Origin of the sequence: Aquipseudomonas ullengensis (assembly GCF_014174475.1) — a bacterium.
Taxonomy (GTDB): Bacteria; Pseudomonadota; Gammaproteobacteria; order Pseudomonadales; family Pseudomonadaceae; genus Aquipseudomonas; species Aquipseudomonas ullengensis.
In genome coordinates this window covers 257,079-271,068 of the sequence record NZ_JACJUD010000006.1, presented here as the reverse complement: position 1 = coordinate 271,068, position 13,990 = coordinate 257,079, and the positions used below count along the sequence as shown (strand labels likewise).

13 protein-coding genes are annotated in these 13,990 nt (G+C 67.4%); 10 read left to right on the top strand and 3 right to left on the bottom strand.

Features of this window, described 5'->3' with window-relative positions; all coding sequences use genetic code 11:
* Positions 1-2 precede the first annotated feature (2 nt).
* The 9 genes from lgt (at position 3) to H3H51_RS17985 (ending at position 9,259) form a co-directional block, all read left to right on the top strand.
* Entirely contained in the window at positions 3-803 is an 801-nt protein-coding gene (gene lgt, locus H3H51_RS18025; RefSeq protein WP_183090452.1) for a prolipoprotein diacylglyceryl transferase, read from the top strand.
* Complete coding sequence (locus H3H51_RS18020; protein ID WP_183090451.1) at positions 800-1,594, top strand: thymidylate synthase; 795 nt, start codon at positions 800-802, stop codon at positions 1,592-1,594. Before lgt ends, H3H51_RS18020 begins: the two co-directional genes overlap by 4 nt.
* 4 nt (positions 1,595-1,598) lie before the next feature.
* Positions 1,599-2,456: a LysR family transcriptional regulator gene (locus tag H3H51_RS18015; protein ID WP_183090450.1), complete on the top strand. Its 858-nt coding sequence runs from the start codon at positions 1,599-1,601 to the stop codon at positions 2,454-2,456.
* Between the two features lie 231 nt (positions 2,457-2,687).
* Entirely contained in the window at positions 2,688-3,740 is a 1,053-nt protein-coding gene (locus tag H3H51_RS18010) for a putative 2-aminoethylphosphonate ABC transporter ATP-binding protein (RefSeq protein ID WP_235981415.1), read from the top strand.
* A 1-nt stretch (position 3,741) separates the two neighbouring features.
* Positions 3,742-5,454, top strand: coding sequence for a putative 2-aminoethylphosphonate ABC transporter permease subunit (locus H3H51_RS18005; RefSeq protein ID WP_183090449.1), 1,713 nt, complete (start codon positions 3,742-3,744; stop codon positions 5,452-5,454).
* 18 nt (positions 5,455-5,472) lie between these two features.
* Positions 5,473-6,300 carry a phosphonoacetaldehyde hydrolase gene (gene phnX, locus H3H51_RS18000; protein ID WP_183090448.1) on the top strand — a complete coding sequence of 276 codons (828 nt, stop codon included), beginning with the start codon at positions 5,473-5,475 and terminating at the stop codon, positions 6,298-6,300.
* A 73-nt stretch (positions 6,301-6,373) separates the two neighbouring features.
* On the top strand, positions 6,374-7,393 hold the full coding sequence (locus tag H3H51_RS17995; protein WP_183090447.1) for a putative 2-aminoethylphosphonate ABC transporter substrate-binding protein: 1,020 nt from the start codon (positions 6,374-6,376) through the stop codon (positions 7,391-7,393).
* A 139-nt stretch (positions 7,394-7,532) separates the two neighbouring features.
* Complete coding sequence (locus H3H51_RS17990) at positions 7,533-8,693, top strand: TIGR03364 family FAD-dependent oxidoreductase (protein ID WP_183090446.1); 1,161 nt, start codon at positions 7,533-7,535, stop codon at positions 8,691-8,693.
* Positions 8,690-9,259: an HD domain-containing protein gene (locus H3H51_RS17985; RefSeq protein ID WP_183090532.1), complete on the top strand. Its 570-nt coding sequence runs from the start codon at positions 8,690-8,692 to the stop codon at positions 9,257-9,259. The genes H3H51_RS17990 and H3H51_RS17985 overlap by 4 nt, the downstream gene beginning before the upstream one ends.
* On the opposite strand, the gene H3H51_RS17980 is transcribed toward H3H51_RS17985, so the two are convergent.
* Complete coding sequence (locus tag H3H51_RS17980) at positions 9,256-10,167, bottom strand: LysR family transcriptional regulator (protein WP_183090445.1); 912 nt, start codon at positions 10,165-10,167, stop codon at positions 9,256-9,258. The two genes, H3H51_RS17985 and H3H51_RS17980, sit on opposite strands and share 4 nt — an antisense overlap.
* A gap of 94 nt (positions 10,168-10,261) precedes the next feature.
* On the opposite strand from H3H51_RS17980, the gene H3H51_RS17975 reads away from it, so the two are divergent.
* Positions 10,262-11,143 (top strand): DMT family transporter, encoded by an 882-nt coding sequence (locus tag H3H51_RS17975; RefSeq protein WP_183090444.1) that lies wholly within the window; start codon positions 10,262-10,264, stop codon positions 11,141-11,143.
* A gap of 42 nt (positions 11,144-11,185) precedes the next feature.
* Here the strand turns inward: H3H51_RS17975 and H3H51_RS17970 are convergent, their stop codons facing one another.
* Together H3H51_RS17970 and H3H51_RS17965 are read right to left on the bottom strand one after the other, a co-directional pair.
* A complete protein-coding gene (locus H3H51_RS17970) occupies positions 11,186-12,559 on the bottom strand; it encodes a DUF3482 domain-containing protein (RefSeq protein ID WP_183090443.1) in 1,374 nt (457 codons plus the stop codon).
* On the bottom strand, positions 12,552-13,931 hold the full coding sequence (locus tag H3H51_RS17965) for a DUF2868 domain-containing protein (RefSeq protein WP_183090531.1): 1,380 nt from the start codon (positions 13,929-13,931) through the stop codon (positions 12,552-12,554). The genes H3H51_RS17970 and H3H51_RS17965 overlap by 8 nt, the downstream gene beginning before the upstream one ends.
* Between the last annotated feature and the right edge of the window lie 59 nt (positions 13,932-13,990).

The window sequence follows — 13,990 nt, the reverse complement described above, 5'->3', positions numbered from 1 at the left end:
TGATGCTGGCTTATCCCCAGATCAACCCGGTAGCCCTCGACCTGGGCTTTCTGCAGATCCACTGGTACGGCCTGATGTACCTGGTCGGCATTGGTGGCGCCTGGCTGCTGGCGACCCGCCGGCTGAAGGCCTTCGACCCGACCTGGAGCCAGGAGAAACTCTCCGACCTGGTGTTTTGGGTGGCCATGGGCGTGATCCTCGGTGGCCGCCTCGGCTACGTGCTGTTCTACGACCTGCACAGCTACATCGCCGAGCCGCTGCGCGTGCTGCAGATATGGAAGGGCGGCATGTCGTTCCACGGCGGGCTGATCGGCGTGATCCTCGCCACCCTGTGGTTTGGCAAGCGCAACAACAAGAGCTTCTTCGAGCTGATGGACTTCATCGCGCCGCTGGTGCCGATCGGCCTGGGCGCCGGGCGCATCGGCAACTTCATCAACTCGGAGCTGTGGGGCAAGGTCACGGACGTGCCCTGGGCGATGGTCTTCCCCAACGGCGGGCCGCTGCCGCGTCACCCGTCGCAGCTGTACCAGTTCGCCCTCGAAGGCGTGGCACTGTTCGTCATCCTCTGGGCGTTCTCGCGCAAGCCGCGCCCGACCATGGCGGTGTCCGGCCTGTTCGCGATTTGCTATGGCATCTTCCGCTTTATCGTCGAGTTCGTCCGCGTGCCGGATGCGCAACTTGGCTACCTGGCCTTCGGCTGGCTGACCATGGGCCAGCTGCTCTGCGTGCCGATGATTCTCGGCGGCCTGGGGCTTATGATCTGGGCTTACCGCCGTGAAACTGCCCAAGGAGCCGCGCAATGAAACAGTACCTCGACCTGATGCGCCTGGTCCGCGAGACCGGCACCTTCAAGAGCGACCGCACCGGCACCGGCACCTACAGCGTCTTCGCCCACCAGATGCGCTTCGACCTGGCCGACGGCTTCCCGCTGGTGACCACCAAGAAGTGCCACCTGAAGTCGATCATCCACGAGCTGCTGTGGTTCCTCCAGGGCGACACCAACATCAAGTACCTGAAGGAAAACGGCGTACGCATCTGGGACGAATGGGCCGACGAGAACGGCGACCTCGGCCCGGTGTACGGCTACCAGTGGCGCAGCTGGCCGGCGCCGAACGGTGAGTCGATCGACCAGATCAGCAAGCTGGTCGAGATGATCAAGAAGAACCCGGATTCGCGTCGCCTGATCGTCTCCGCCTGGAACCCGGCGCTGGTCGAGCAGATGGCCCTGCCGCCGTGCCACGCGTTGTTCCAGTTCTACGTCGCCGACGGCAAGCTGAGCTGCCAGCTGTACCAGCGCTCGGCCGATATCTTCCTCGGCGTGCCGTTCAACATCGCCAGCTATGCCCTGCTGACCCTGATGGTGGCCCAGGTCTGCGGCCTGCAACCGGGCGAGTTCATCTGGACCGGCGGCGACTGCCACCTGTACGCCAACCACCTGGAACAGACCGACCTGCAACTGACCCGTGAGCCGCTGCCGCTGCCGGTGATGAAGCTCAACCCGGAGGTCAAGGACCTGCTCGGCTTCAAATTCGAAGACTTCGAACTGGTCGGCTACCAGGCCCATCCGCATATCAGCGCGCCGGTGGCGGTCTGATTCGGTGCTCTCCGCCGAGCTGAAATCCTTCCACATGGTCGCCCGCCTGGGCAGCATCACCCAGGCGGCGAAGAAGCTTGGCCTCAGCCAGCCCACGGTCACCACACAGATTCGCAGCCTCGAAGGCCAGTACGGTGTCGAGCTGTTCTACCGCGGCGGCCGTCGTCTGACGCTCAGCGACGAGGGCGCGCGGCTGTTGCCCATGGTGCAGAAGCTGCTGCAGCAGGAAGCCGACATCGAGTTCTTCCTGCGCAACAGCGGCCAGGTGCAGGGCGCGTTGCGCATCGGGGCCACCGCGCCCTATTACGTGCTCGACCTGGTCAGGGGCTTCCGGGCGCAGTTCCCGCAGTGCGAGGTGACCCTGGAGATCGGCAACTCGCAGCAGGTGATCGAGGCGCTGGAGGAATACCGCGTCGACCTCGCCGCCTCCTCGCAACTGGTCGAGGATGCGCGCCTGACTCGGCTGGTCTTGGGCCACGATCCGCTGGTGCTGGCGGTGCATCGCGAGCATCCGCTGGCCGCCCATGACCGCGTGCCGTTGAGCGCCCTCGCTGGGCACTGCCTGCTGATGCGCGAGAGCGGCTCGACCACCCGTGTGCTCAGTGAAACCCTGCTGCGCGAGGCTGGAGTCGCCCTCGGCCCGCTGCTGGAAATCGGCAGCCGCGAGTCGATCCGCGAGGCGGTGCTGCGCAATATCGGCATCAGCATCATCGCCCGCCACGAAGTACCGGATAACCCGCAGCTCAAGGTGGTCGAGCTGGAAGGCGCGCCGCTGATCGCCGAGTACCTCTACTGCCTCAAGGAGCGCCGCCAGGCGCGGTTGCCGGCAGCCTTCCTCGAGCTGGCGCGCAATCAGCTGTAGGAGCGCGAAGCGCTCTTTCCCCTCTCCCTCCGGGAGAGGGGCCAGGGGTGAGGGATGCTCCGAGCGACTCTGCATTTCCCCTCACCCCAGCCCTCACCCAAGGGGAGAGGGCGTCGCTACACAAATCCACCGATAGCACTATCGGCAGCTTTTGCCCAACTGCCACAAAGCCTTAGCACTCGCTGTTTAGCATGACCCTCGTCCGAGCTGATCGCTCAATGAGGTTCCGTCATGACTATGCCGCTTTCCGTGAACATGCAGGTACGCGATATCCACAAGGGTTTCGGCGCATTCAAGGCGCTGGACGGGGTGTCGCTGGATATCGCTGCCGGTGAGCTGGTGTGCCTGCTGGGCCCCTCCGGTTGCGGCAAGACCACGCTGCTGCGCTGCATCGCCGGGCTGGAGCGCCAGGATCGCGGGACCATCGTTATCGGTTCGCGGGATGTCTCCGAGCTGCCGCCGCAGGCGCGTGACTACGGCATCCTATTCCAGTCCTACGCGTTGTTCCCCAACCTGACGGTGGAGCAGAACATCGGCTACGGCCTGGCCGGCAACAACCGCGAGACCATCCGTGCGCGGGTCGCCGAGATGCTCGAACTGGTTGGCCTGGTGGGTAGCGAGAAGAAATACCCCGGCCAGCTCTCCGGCGGCCAGCAGCAGCGTGTGGCCCTGGCCCGCGCCCTGGCCCCGGCGCCCTCGCTGCTGTTGCTCGACGAGCCGATGTCGGCCCTCGATGCGCGTGTGCGCGAGCACCTGTGCGGCGAGCTGCGCCAGCTGCAGAAGCGCCTGGGCATCACCACCCTGATGGTCACCCACAACCAGGATGAGGCCATGCTGATGGCCGACCGCATCGCGGTGATCAACCACGGCCGCGTCGAGCAGTTCGCCAGCCCGCAGGAGATCTACCGCGCGCCGGCCACGCCGTTCGTGGCCGAGTTCGTCGGCCAGGGCAACTGGCTGCCGTTCGAGCGTGGCGAGCATGGCCATGTGCGCGTTGGCGAACTCAGCCTGCGCCTGCACGCCAGCGATACCCGCGAGCGCGGCCGGCTGTTCTGCCGCCCGGAAGCGGTGGTGATCAATCCGCCGGTGCATGAGGAAAACCTGTTCAGCGCGCAGATGCGCGAGATCACCTTTCTCGGCAATCGCTGCCGGCTGAGCTTCGAACTGGACGCGCTGCCGGGCCACAGTCTGCTCGCCGAGCTGGAGCCGCAGGCCATGCCGAAGCTGGCCGGGGCGGAGATCTGGGTGGCGCTGCCGCCGCGCAGCCTGCAGGTGTTCGCCTGATATGCAACGCGTACTAACCCTCAAGCCCGCACCGTTGCGCCGCGCCGCGCCCGCCGACCTGGCCGACCGCCTGTTCGTGCTCGGCGGCCAGTGGCTGCTGCTGGTGTTGCTGACCCTCGCGGTGCTGCTGCCGCTGCTGGCCATGCTCTGGCGTGGCTTCAGTGGCGAAGACGGGCAGGGCGGTGGCCTGCTGGCGGCGACCGAGCTGTTCGGCAGCGCCAATTTCCGCTGGCTAGTGGGCAATAGCCTGAGCGTGTCGCTGACCGTGGCCTGCATCGTGGTGCCGCTGGCCTATGCCTTCGCCTACGCCCTGCAGCGCACCTGCATACCTGGCAAACCGCTGTGGCGCAGTATTTCCCTGCTGCCGCTGCTGGCGCCGTCGATGCTGCCGGGCATCGCCCTGATCTACCTGTTCGGCAACCAGGGCGTGCTGCGCGGCCTGGTACCGGACAACATCTACGGTTTCTGGGGCATCGTCCTCGGCCAGGCCATCTACACCTTCCCCCATGCGCTGATGGTGCTGCTGTCTGCCCTGGCGCTGGCCGATGCGCGGCTGTTCGACGCCGCCTCAAGCATGGGTGCATCGCCCTGGCGGGCGTTTCGCAGCATCACCTGGCCGGGCAGCCGGCAGGGCGTGTTTGCCGCCTTCTGCTTGGTGTTCACCCTGTGCATCACCGATTTCGGCGTGCCGGTGGTGGTGGGCGGTGACTATCAGGTGCTGGCGCTGGAGGCTTACAAGGCGGTGGTCGGCCAGCAGCAGTTCGGTCGCGGCGCGTTGATCGGCATGGTCCTGCTGCTGCCGGCGCTGCTCAGCTTCGCGGTCGACCTGTGGCTGCGTCGCCGCCAGCGCGATGCCATAAGCGGCCGCGCTCAGGTTTATCACCCGCAGCCGTCACGGCGCCGCGACCTGGCATTTTTGCTGGTGACCTTGCTGATCTGCAGCACGCTGCTCGGCGTGTTTGGCATGGCGATCTACTCGTCGCTGGTGAAGTTCTGGCCCTACGACCTGTCGCTGTCGCTGCAGCACTACGCCTTCTCGGATTTGCCCGGCGGCTGGTTGGCCTATCGCAATAGCCTGCTATTGGCGGTGTGCAGTGCGCTGTTCGGCAGCCTGCTGATCTTCACCGGCGCCTACCTGATGGAGAAAACCCGGCAGAGCCCGCTGACCCAGGCCCTGCGCCTGCTCAGTTTCGTGCCGATGGCGGTGCCGGGTTTGGTGCTGGGCCTGGGCTACGTGTTCTTTTTCAACCTGCCGGGCAACCCGCTGAGCGGCCTGTACGGCAGCCTGACCCTGCTGGTGGTGTGCACCATCGCGCATTTTCTGACCACCGCGCAGATGACCGCCAGCACTGCGCTGCGCCAGCTCGACAGCGAATTCGAAGCCGCCGCGCTGTCGCTGAAAGTGCCGCTGTTGCGCCACTTCTGCCGCGTGACCTTGCCGATCTGCCTGCCGGCGCTGCTCGACATCATCCGCTACCTGTTCGTCTCGGCGATGACCACGGTGTCGGCGGCGATCTTCCTCTACAGCCCGGACAGCGTGCTCGCCGCCGTGGCCGTGCTGAACATGGACGACGCCGGCAACGTCGGCGGCGCCGCGGCCATGTCGACCCTGATCCTGCTTACTTCCGCTGGCGTGTCGCTGCTGCTCGCCGGCCTCTCGCGCGGCCTGCTGCGCCGCTCCCAGGCCTGGCGCACGCCAGCCCCTGGCCACTGATTTCTTCTGGAGACTGCCATGCGCTACCAAACCCCTAGCCACCTGCAAGCCGCGATCCTCGACTGGGCCGGCACCGTAGTCGACTTCGGCTCCTTCGCGCCGACCCGCATCTTTGTCGAGGCCTTCGCCAGCTTCGATGTCGAGATCAGCCTGGAAGAGGCCCGTGGCCCCATGGGCATGGGCAAGTGGGATCACATCCGCACCCTGTGCGACCAACCGGCCGTGGCCGCGCGCTTTCAGCGGCGCTTCGAGCGTTTGCCCAGTGATGCGGATGTCACTGCCATCTACGAGCGCTTCATGCCCCTGCAGATCGCCAAGGTCGGTGAGCATTCGGCACTGATTCCCGGCGCCCTCGACTGCATCGCTGAGCTGCGCCAGCGCGGGCTGAAGATCGGCACCTGCTCCGGCTACCCGAAACAGGTGATGGACAAGGTGGTCGAGCTGGCCGCTGCCAAGGGCTACCTGCCCGATCACGTGGTCGCCACCGACGAAGTGCCCAAGGGCCGCCCAAGTCCGGCGCAGGCGCTGGCCAACGTCATTGCCCTGGGCCTGGATGACGTCGCCGCCTGCGTGAAAGTCGACGACACCGAGCCCGGCATTCTCGAAGGGCGCAGCGCGGGCATGTGGACCGTGGCACTGCGCTTCTCCGGCAATTTCCTGGGGTTGAGCTGGGAGCAGTTCCAGGCGCTCGGCGCCGAGCAGCTGGACGCCGAACGCCAGCGTATCGATGCCCTGTTTGCGCCGAGCCGCCCGCATTACCTGATCGACACCATCGCCGATCTGCCCGCTGTGATCGATGCCATCAACGCACGTCTGGCCCGTGGCGATAGCCCGCAAGCCAGCTGAAGCCTTTTCCGTAGGAGTTCGCTCCTACAAAAACAGACAACCAACGCCAACGCTAACCATCAGGAGCTCCACCATGTTCAAACGCACCGCTCTGGCCGCCGGCCTGCTCGCTGCCTGCGCATTCCAGGCCCAGGCTGCCACCGAACTGACCGTGTACACCGCCCTCGAAGTGGAACAACTCAAGGCCTACAAGGAAGCCTTCGAGAAGCAGAACCCGGACATCGAGATCAAGTGGGTGCGCGACTCCACGGGCATCGTCACCGCCAAACTGCTGGCCGAGAAAGATCGCCCGCAGGCTGATGTGGTCTGGGGGCTGGCCGGTTCCAGCCTGGCCATCCTCAAGCAGCAGGGCATGCTGGAAAGCTACGCCCCGGCCAACCTCGACAAGATCGGCGCCAACTACCGCGACGCCGCCAACCCGCCAGCCTGGGTCGGCATGGACGTGTGGGCCGCGACCATCTGCTTCAACACCGTGGAAGCGGAGAAGCAGGGCCTGCCCAAGCCGACCAAATGGGAAGACCTGACCAGCCCGGTGTACAAGGACAAGATCGTCATGCCTAACCCGGCTTCGTCCGGCACCGGCTACCTCGACGTCAGCGCCTGGCTGCAAACCTTTGGCGAAGCGCAAGGCTGGGCCTATATGGACAAGCTGCACGCCAACATCGGCCAGTACACCCATTCCGGCTCCAAGCCGTGCAAGCTGGCTGCGGCCGGTGAGTTCCCGATCGGTATCTCCTTCGAGTACCCAGCCGTGCAGCTCAAGCGCAAAGGCGCACCGCTGGACATCGTGCTGCCCAAGGAAGGCCTGGGCTGGGAAATCGAAGCCACCGGTATCATCAAGGGCACCGAGCACCTGGACGCCGCCAAGAAGCTCGCCGACTTCTCCGCCAGCCGTGAAGCCATGGACCTGTACAAGGCCAACTTCGCCGTCCTGGCCCAGCCCGGCATCGCCGAACGCTTCCAGGAACTGCCGGCCGACTACGAGCAGCGCCTGATCAAGAACGACTTCAACTGGGCCTCGGAGAACCGCGACAAGATCCTCTCCGAGTGGCGCAAGCGCTATGACGGCAAGTCCGAGCCGCTGCCGCAGTAACCCCGCCTAGCAGCGTTCGTAGGGTGGATGGCCACCCCGTGGAAAACCGCGCAGCGTTTTCCACCGCGTGTCGGTGGATGTGCTGCGCGACATCCACCCTACGACGGCGTTATCTCTCAGCCAACTTTAGGACTCATCTATGTCTCAGCACGATTGCGACCTGCTGATCGTCGGCGCCGGTATTCTCGGCCTCGCCCACGCCTGGGCGGGCGCCAAACGCGGCCTCAAGGTCAAGGTATTCGAGCGCAGCCACACGCCGCTGGGCGCCTCCATCCGCAACTTCGGCCAGGCCCTGGTCGGCGGCCAGGCGCCGGGCGCGATGCTCAACCTGGCGCGCCAGGCGCGTGGCCTGTGGGCAGATTTGGGGCAGGCGGCGGGCATTAGCCTGCATCAGCAGGGCTCGCTGCTGTTCGCCCGCACCGAAGCCGAGGAAGCGCTGCTGCAAGCCTTCGTCGATGGCCGTGGCGAAGAGCTCGGCTACCGCACCGAACTGCTGCGTGGCGATGCTTTGAATGCGCTGTATGACGGCCGCTTCAGCCACCACCGCGCGGCCCTGCACGGCCTCGATGACCAGCAGCTGTACTCGCGTGAAGCGCTGCCGCAGATCGTCGACTACCTGGCCCGCGAACATGGCGTGGAGTTTCACTTCTCCACCCTGGTGCGCGATGTCGAATCCGGCAGCGCCCTGACCAGTGCCGGGCGTTTTACTGCGCGGCACATCGTGGTGTGCTCGGGCCACGACTACCAAACGCTGTTGGCCGATCAGATGGCCCGCCTGCAACCGCAGGTGTGCCGCCTGCAAATGCTCCGTGCCCGCCCGAGCCAGCCGCTGGCGCTGCAGCACGCGCTGCTCACCGGCCTCAGTTGTACCCACTACGGTGCTTTCTCCGACCTGCCGGAAGCCGAGGCCATTCGCGCGCAAGTCCGTCGCGAGCAGCCGGAGCTGGAAAGCCTCGGCATCCACCTGCTGATCAGCCCAACACCCTACGGCGACCTGATCATCGGCGACTCCCACGACTACGGCAGCGATGCCTCGCCGTTCAATGCCGAAAGCACCGACCGCATCATGCTCGACCTGGCCGAACACACCCTGGGCATGAAGGTCGAGGTGGTCGAACGCTGGCAAGGCGTGTACGGCTCCCGTGGGCCGGGGCCGTTCAGCGTGACCCGCGCCGCCGATGGGGTGACCGCTGTGCTGATGCATACCGGCCTGGGCATGAGCGTTGGCCTGGGCCTGGGCGAACGCACCATCGCCGCCTTGCTGGGTGAAGGTATATGGCCGAATGCATTGGCGGCATGACCGCCGAGCAGGCGGTGAGCGAGCTGTTCAGCCTGTGCCGCCAGCAGGCGGGAGCGAGCTACATCGGCGAGGACATCAGCCAGCTCGAGCACATGGTCCAGGCCGCTGAACTGGCCCAGGCCGACGGCGCCGACGATGAGCTGGTGCTGGCTGCCTTCTGCCACGACGTCGGCCACTTCTGCACGCCGCTGACTGCCGCCAACAGCATGGCCGGTCTGGGGCGTCAGGGCCACGAGCGAGTTGGTGCCCACTGGCTGCGGGAGCTGGGGTTTTCCGAACGCCTGGCCGGGCTGGTCGCGCGGCACGTACAGGCCAAGCGTTACCTGTGCTGGCGCGATGCCGCGTACCTGAGCGGGTTGAGCCTGGCCAGCCGGCAGACCCTGGACTGGCAGGGCGGGCCGATGACGGGCGAGGAAGCGGCGCTGTTCGAGGCCGACCCCCTGTTCGCCGATAGCCTGCGCCTGCGCCGCTGGGACGAGGCCGCCAAGGTGCCAGGCCGCCCGCTGGCCGACCTGGCGCCGTGGCAGGCGCTGGCCGTGCGTGTGCGGCTGAGTGCAGCGGTCTAAGCAGCCAGGCCGGCGGCCAGATGATCGATCAGCACCCGCAGCTTCGGCGGCAGGTGGCGGGTCGGGTGGTAGAGGATCCACGCGGTGCCTTGGTAGGAGCCGGTGTAGCGCCAGGCGGACAGCACCTGGTGCAGCTCGCCGCTGGCCAGCGCCGCCGCTGCGGTGAAGTGTGGCAGGCAGGCGATGCCCAGGTCGTTCAGCGCGCCATTCAGGCGCACCTCGCTGTGGTTGCTGGCGAAGCGGCCCTGCACGGCCACCACGCACTGTTCGCGGCCATTGCTGAAGTGCCAGCGGTGATCATCACTGCTCTCGTCCAGATACAGGCAGGCATGCCGCACCAGCTCCTGCGGGTGTTGCGGGGTGCCGTGGCGCTGCAGGTACGCGGGGCTGGCGCAGAGCAATTGCTGCACGCTGCACAGCGGCCGCCCGGCCAGGCCCGGTGGCGGCTGGTCGGTGATGCAGACGATCAGGTCGAACTGTTCGCCAATCAGGTCCGGGCTGCGGTCGCTGAGGTTGAGGCTGACATCCACTTCCGGATAGCGCTGTAGAAAGTCCGCCATCAGCGGCGCGATCAGGTGCTTGCCGAACGCCTTGGGCACGCTCAGGCGCACTTGCCCGCGCGGGTGGCTCATCAGTCGCTCGCCCACCGCCATGGCTGCCTGCGCCGCGCCGAGCATCTCGCGGCAGCGCTCGAACACCTCGCTGCCGGCCTCGCTCAGGCGCAGGCGGCGGGTGGTGCGCTCCAGCAGGCGCAGGCCGAGGGCCTGTTCCAACTGGGCGATCTGTCGGCTCACCGCCGAGGCTGTGCTGCCCTGCTGGCGCGCGGCGGCGGAGAAGCTGCCGCACTCCACCACGCGCACAAAGCTGGCCATCAGGGGCAACAGGTTGCTGGGGGTATTTGTGCTCATGGTGAACAAGTCTTGTGCGAAGTGACTGGATTATCCTTTCTGGTGCCGCAATGGACAATCTCGGCCTGACGTTATCGCCACCGAGACCATCGCCATGTCGACCCTGATCCGTCCCGCCCATACCCGCCTGCTGCAGTTCAGCGATGTGCTGTTGCTACTCGTGGCGCTGGTCTGGGGCACCAGTTACGGTGTGGCCAAGCTGGCGCTGGCGTTCTACCCGGTACTGGGTTTTCTCGCTGTGCGCTTCTGCCTGACCTTCCTCATCCTCCTGCCGCAACTGCGCGGCGAGGGGCGCAAGGCCTGGGCACCGGGCCTGCCGCTGGGTGCGGTGATGCTGGCGATCTTCCTCTGCGAGACCTACGGCGTGCTGCTCACCAGCGCCAGCAACGCAGCCTTCCTGATCAGCCTGTGCGTGGTGATCACCCCCTTCGTCGAATGGCTGCTGCTCGGCCGGCGCCCGGACTCGCGCCTGCTGCCGGCGGTCGGTCTGTCGCTGCTGGGTACCTGGCTGCTCAGTGGCGGCGTGGAGCTGCAGTTCAACCTGGGCGATGGCCTGATGCTGCTGGCCGCGCTGCTGCGGGCCCTGCTGGTGTGCCTGACGCGGCGCTGGACTGCCGATAGCGGAGTGCCGGCGCTGGCCCTGACGGCGGTGCAGACCGGGGTGATCGGTTTCGGCTGCCTGCTGCTCGGCACGCTGTTGCTACCGGGTGGCTTGCCGGCGCTGCCGCGCGAACCGGCGTTCTGGATCGGCAGCCTGTACCTGGTGCTGTTCGCCACCCTGTTCGCCTTCTTCGTGCAGAACTGGGCGCTGGGGCGTAGCAGCCCGACCCGCGTCAGCCTGCTGATGGGCAGCGAGCCACTGTTCGGCGCGCTGTTCGCGGTGCTCTGGCTGAGCGAGCAACTGAGCGTGCAGGCCTGGCTCGGTGGCCTGCTGATCGTCACGGCAACGCTGTGGACCAGCCTGGCGCGGCGCTAGCGAGCTTCGTAGGGCGGGTGCAACCCGCGGGTTTCACCCGCCCTACGGCTGCAGCAGGTCGGCCGCCAGGTGCGTGACCTGGGCCTGGCGTTCGGCCTGCTCCAGGCGTGCGCCGGGACTCAGGGATGACCACTCGGGGTGCGCACGCGCCTTGCGCAGCGCTTCGGGCAACTTGGCGTCGCGCCAGCCCTTGTCCTGTGGCGTGTCGAGCTGGATCGCCGTGGTCGCGGCATGGCCACGCGCGTTGAGGGCGGCGAGCAACTGACGCTGGCGCAGGGCGAGCAGGCGCAGCACGTTGTCGTCGACGGTCAGCTCGCGCTGGCCCTTGAGCTTGCTAAGCAGGCGGCCGCCATAGTTGCGCGCAGTCTGCAGGCCGCCACCTGCCAGGGCGCCGAGCAGCGCGGCGGCGCCCAGGGTGATGCCGCCGACCAGCAGGTCGACACCGGCACCGGCCGCTGCGCCCGCGGCGATCCCGCCACCGACGCTGACGCCCAGCTGCTTGAGGGTTTCCGGGTTGAACAGGTCATCGCCCCAGCGCCCGTCGAGCAGTGGCAGCTCGCCGGCGTGGGCATCGTCCTGGCGGAAGGCGTACAGGCGCAGCAGGGCTTCCACGCAGCGCTGTTCGCGTTGGCGAATGGCCTGGTGCAGGGCGCGGATTTCGCCGTGTTCGAGGCTGGCCTGGGTCGCCACGCTGCGCCGGCAGGCGGCGCAATCGATCAGCAGCTCGGCGATCAGCCGGGCGCCGGCGGCCTGGCGCGTGGCGGTTTGTGTTTCGTGGTCGAGAATCAGCCGCTGCAGTTGTGGGCGCGCGTTTTCCAGCAGCAGGGCCAGGCTTTCGTACAGGCGCCGCTCGCCATCCAGCGGCGGCGCCACGGTATCGAAGCGTACCAGCGCATGCAGGCCCAGGCGGGCAAGGGCCTCGCGCCACTCGCTTTCGCGCTGGTGCGGCTGGCCGCTGAAATTGAGCACCGGCAGCAGCGGCTTGCCGGCGCCGGCGAGCACCGTCAGCTCGTCGCGGTATTTGGCCAGCACCGGCTCACGGGCATCGATCACGTACAGGCCGGCATCCGAGGCCAGCAGTTGGCGCAGCACCTTGGCCTCCTGCTCGAAGCGCTGGCGTGCCTCGGCGGTATCGAGAAAGCGTGCCAGGCGGGCCGGCCCGTCGAGGCGTTCGCCCGGCCGGTCCAGGCGTTCGAGGTAGTCGAGCAGGGCGATGGCGTCTTCCAGTCCAGGGGTGTCGTACAGCTCCAGCAGCGCTTTGCCGTCCACCGACAGGCGCGCGCCTTCGACATGGCGAGTGGTGCTGGGCCGATGCGAGACCTCGCCGAAGCCGGTGTCGCGGGTCAGGGTGCGCAGTAGCGAGGTCTTGCCGACATTGGTGTGGCCAACCACGGCCAGCTTCAGCGGTTTAGTCATGTCCGCTCTCCAGCCAGGCCAGCGGCGCGCTGTCGGCGAATGCCAGCTCTAGGCGTTGCAGGGCGGTGTGCCAGTCGCTCAGGCGCTGGCTGTCCAGTGCTTCACCCGTGGGTGGCGGCAGCAGCCAGATGCGCGTGGCGCTGGCCGTGCGCGCCAGCTCGCCGAGCAGGGCCAGGGTGCCGCGATCCGGCGAGCGGCGCGGGTCGACGGCGATGGCCAGGCGTGCCGGCGGAAAGCGGCCGAGCTGGTCGAGCAGTTGCTGGCGCTGCTCGCGGCTATCCAGCACGCCGGCATTGGCGATGGCTTTGCCCAGCGCCGGTGGCCAGGGGCGTTGCGGGTCCAGTTCGATGGCCACCAGCACGGCGCCACTGCTGGCCAGGTCGGTGCTGCCGCCTTGTGCTTCGACCAGGCTGGCCGGTGCTGCGTCGAGCACGCCGAGGCGCTCGCTGGGTGGTTGCAGGCGCTCGGCGAGCAGGTGGTAGCCGGGCAGTGTGAGGTCCAGGCGCAAGCGGGCCTGGCCGTGCTGCCAGCGCCACAGGCAGAGCAGCCAGAGCAGCGCGCGCGGCAGCAGGCCGAACACCAGCAGCACGCCCAGCAGCCAGCCGGCCCAGGCATGCCGGGCGCTCTCGACGGCCAGGGCGCTGTCGCCGCTGGCGCGGATGGTCTCGGCATCGGGCAGCGGAAAGCCGAGCAGGCTGGGCAGGGCGCCGAGCAGGTGGGTGATGGCGATAAAGGTGTCGCTGCCGAGCAGGGTGGTTTCCCAGACGAAGCCGTAGCGCCGGGTGCTCAGCAGGAGCAGCAGCATCAAACCGGCGCTGAGCAGGATCAGCAGCCATAAACCGTGTACCAGCAGGCCGAGCAGCCAGCGATTGAGGCGCCGACGCTGCAGCAGCAACACCAGCGCGGGGCCGAGCTGGGCGGCACTGGCATCGCGCGCCAGTTTTTCGCTGAGCCACAGCCACAGGCGGCCAAGGGCGGTGTTGTAATCGCCCGCCAGCAGCAGGCCGAGCAGCCAGCCGCCGAGCATCAGCAGGTGCAGGCCGAGCAAACTGCCCAGGGCCCAGAACACATTGACCGGTCGGCTGCCGTCGCCCAGCGCCGTGATGGCCAGGCCTGCGCCGCTGAACAGCGCCAGCAACAGCAGCAGGCCGAGGGCCAGGCGCGCGCCCTGCAGCCAGTGCTGCTGTGCTTGCTGCTGGCCGTCACGGGCCGCCAGCAGCAGGGCGCGGGCTTCGATACGGCCGGCCAGGTCGCCGCCCTGCTGACGGGCCAGGCGGTTGGCTTCGCCATCCTCCAGCGGGCCGGCATGGTCCTCGCGCAGGCGGATGGTCTCGCACAGCCAGAGACGCTGCAGGCGCTTGAGTGAGGGCATCGAGCTGTCTGTCACGCGGCATTCCGTTCGCGGGTCGAGCCTGAAGCATAACCGCTGCG

Excerpts from the sequence above, each read along its gene's own strand:
- H3H51_RS17975 (WP_183090444.1), top strand. The coding sequence starts at position 10,262 with ATGTCGACCCTGATCCGTCCCGCCCATACCCGCCTGCTGCAGTTCAGC.
- H3H51_RS18010 (WP_235981415.1), top strand. The coding sequence starts at position 2,688 with ATGACTATGCCGCTTTCCGTGAACATGCAGGTACGCGATATCCACAAG.
- H3H51_RS18005 (WP_183090449.1), top strand. The coding sequence starts at position 3,742 with ATGCAACGCGTACTAACCCTCAAGCCCGCACCGTTGCGCCGCGCCGCG.
- H3H51_RS17965 (WP_183090531.1), bottom strand. The coding sequence starts at position 13,931 with ATGCCCTCACTCAAGCGCCTGCAGCGTCTCTGGCTGTGCGAGACCATC.
- H3H51_RS17985 (WP_183090532.1), top strand. The coding sequence starts at position 8,690 with ATGACCGCCGAGCAGGCGGTGAGCGAGCTGTTCAGCCTGTGCCGCCAG.
- H3H51_RS17990 (WP_183090446.1), top strand. The coding sequence starts at position 7,533 with ATGTCTCAGCACGATTGCGACCTGCTGATCGTCGGCGCCGGTATTCTC.
- H3H51_RS17995 (WP_183090447.1), top strand. The coding sequence starts at position 6,374 with ATGTTCAAACGCACCGCTCTGGCCGCCGGCCTGCTCGCTGCCTGCGCA.
- H3H51_RS18020 (WP_183090451.1), top strand. The coding sequence starts at position 800 with ATGAAACAGTACCTCGACCTGATGCGCCTGGTCCGCGAGACCGGCACC.
- H3H51_RS17970 (WP_183090443.1), bottom strand. The coding sequence starts at position 12,559 with ATGACTAAACCGCTGAAGCTGGCCGTGGTTGGCCACACCAATGTCGGC.
- phnX (WP_183090448.1), top strand. The coding sequence starts at position 5,473 with ATGCGCTACCAAACCCCTAGCCACCTGCAAGCCGCGATCCTCGACTGG.
- H3H51_RS17980 (WP_183090445.1), bottom strand. The coding sequence starts at position 10,167 with ATGAGCACAAATACCCCCAGCAACCTGTTGCCCCTGATGGCCAGCTTT.
- lgt (WP_183090452.1), top strand. The coding sequence starts at position 3 with ATGCTGGCTTATCCCCAGATCAACCCGGTAGCCCTCGACCTGGGCTTT.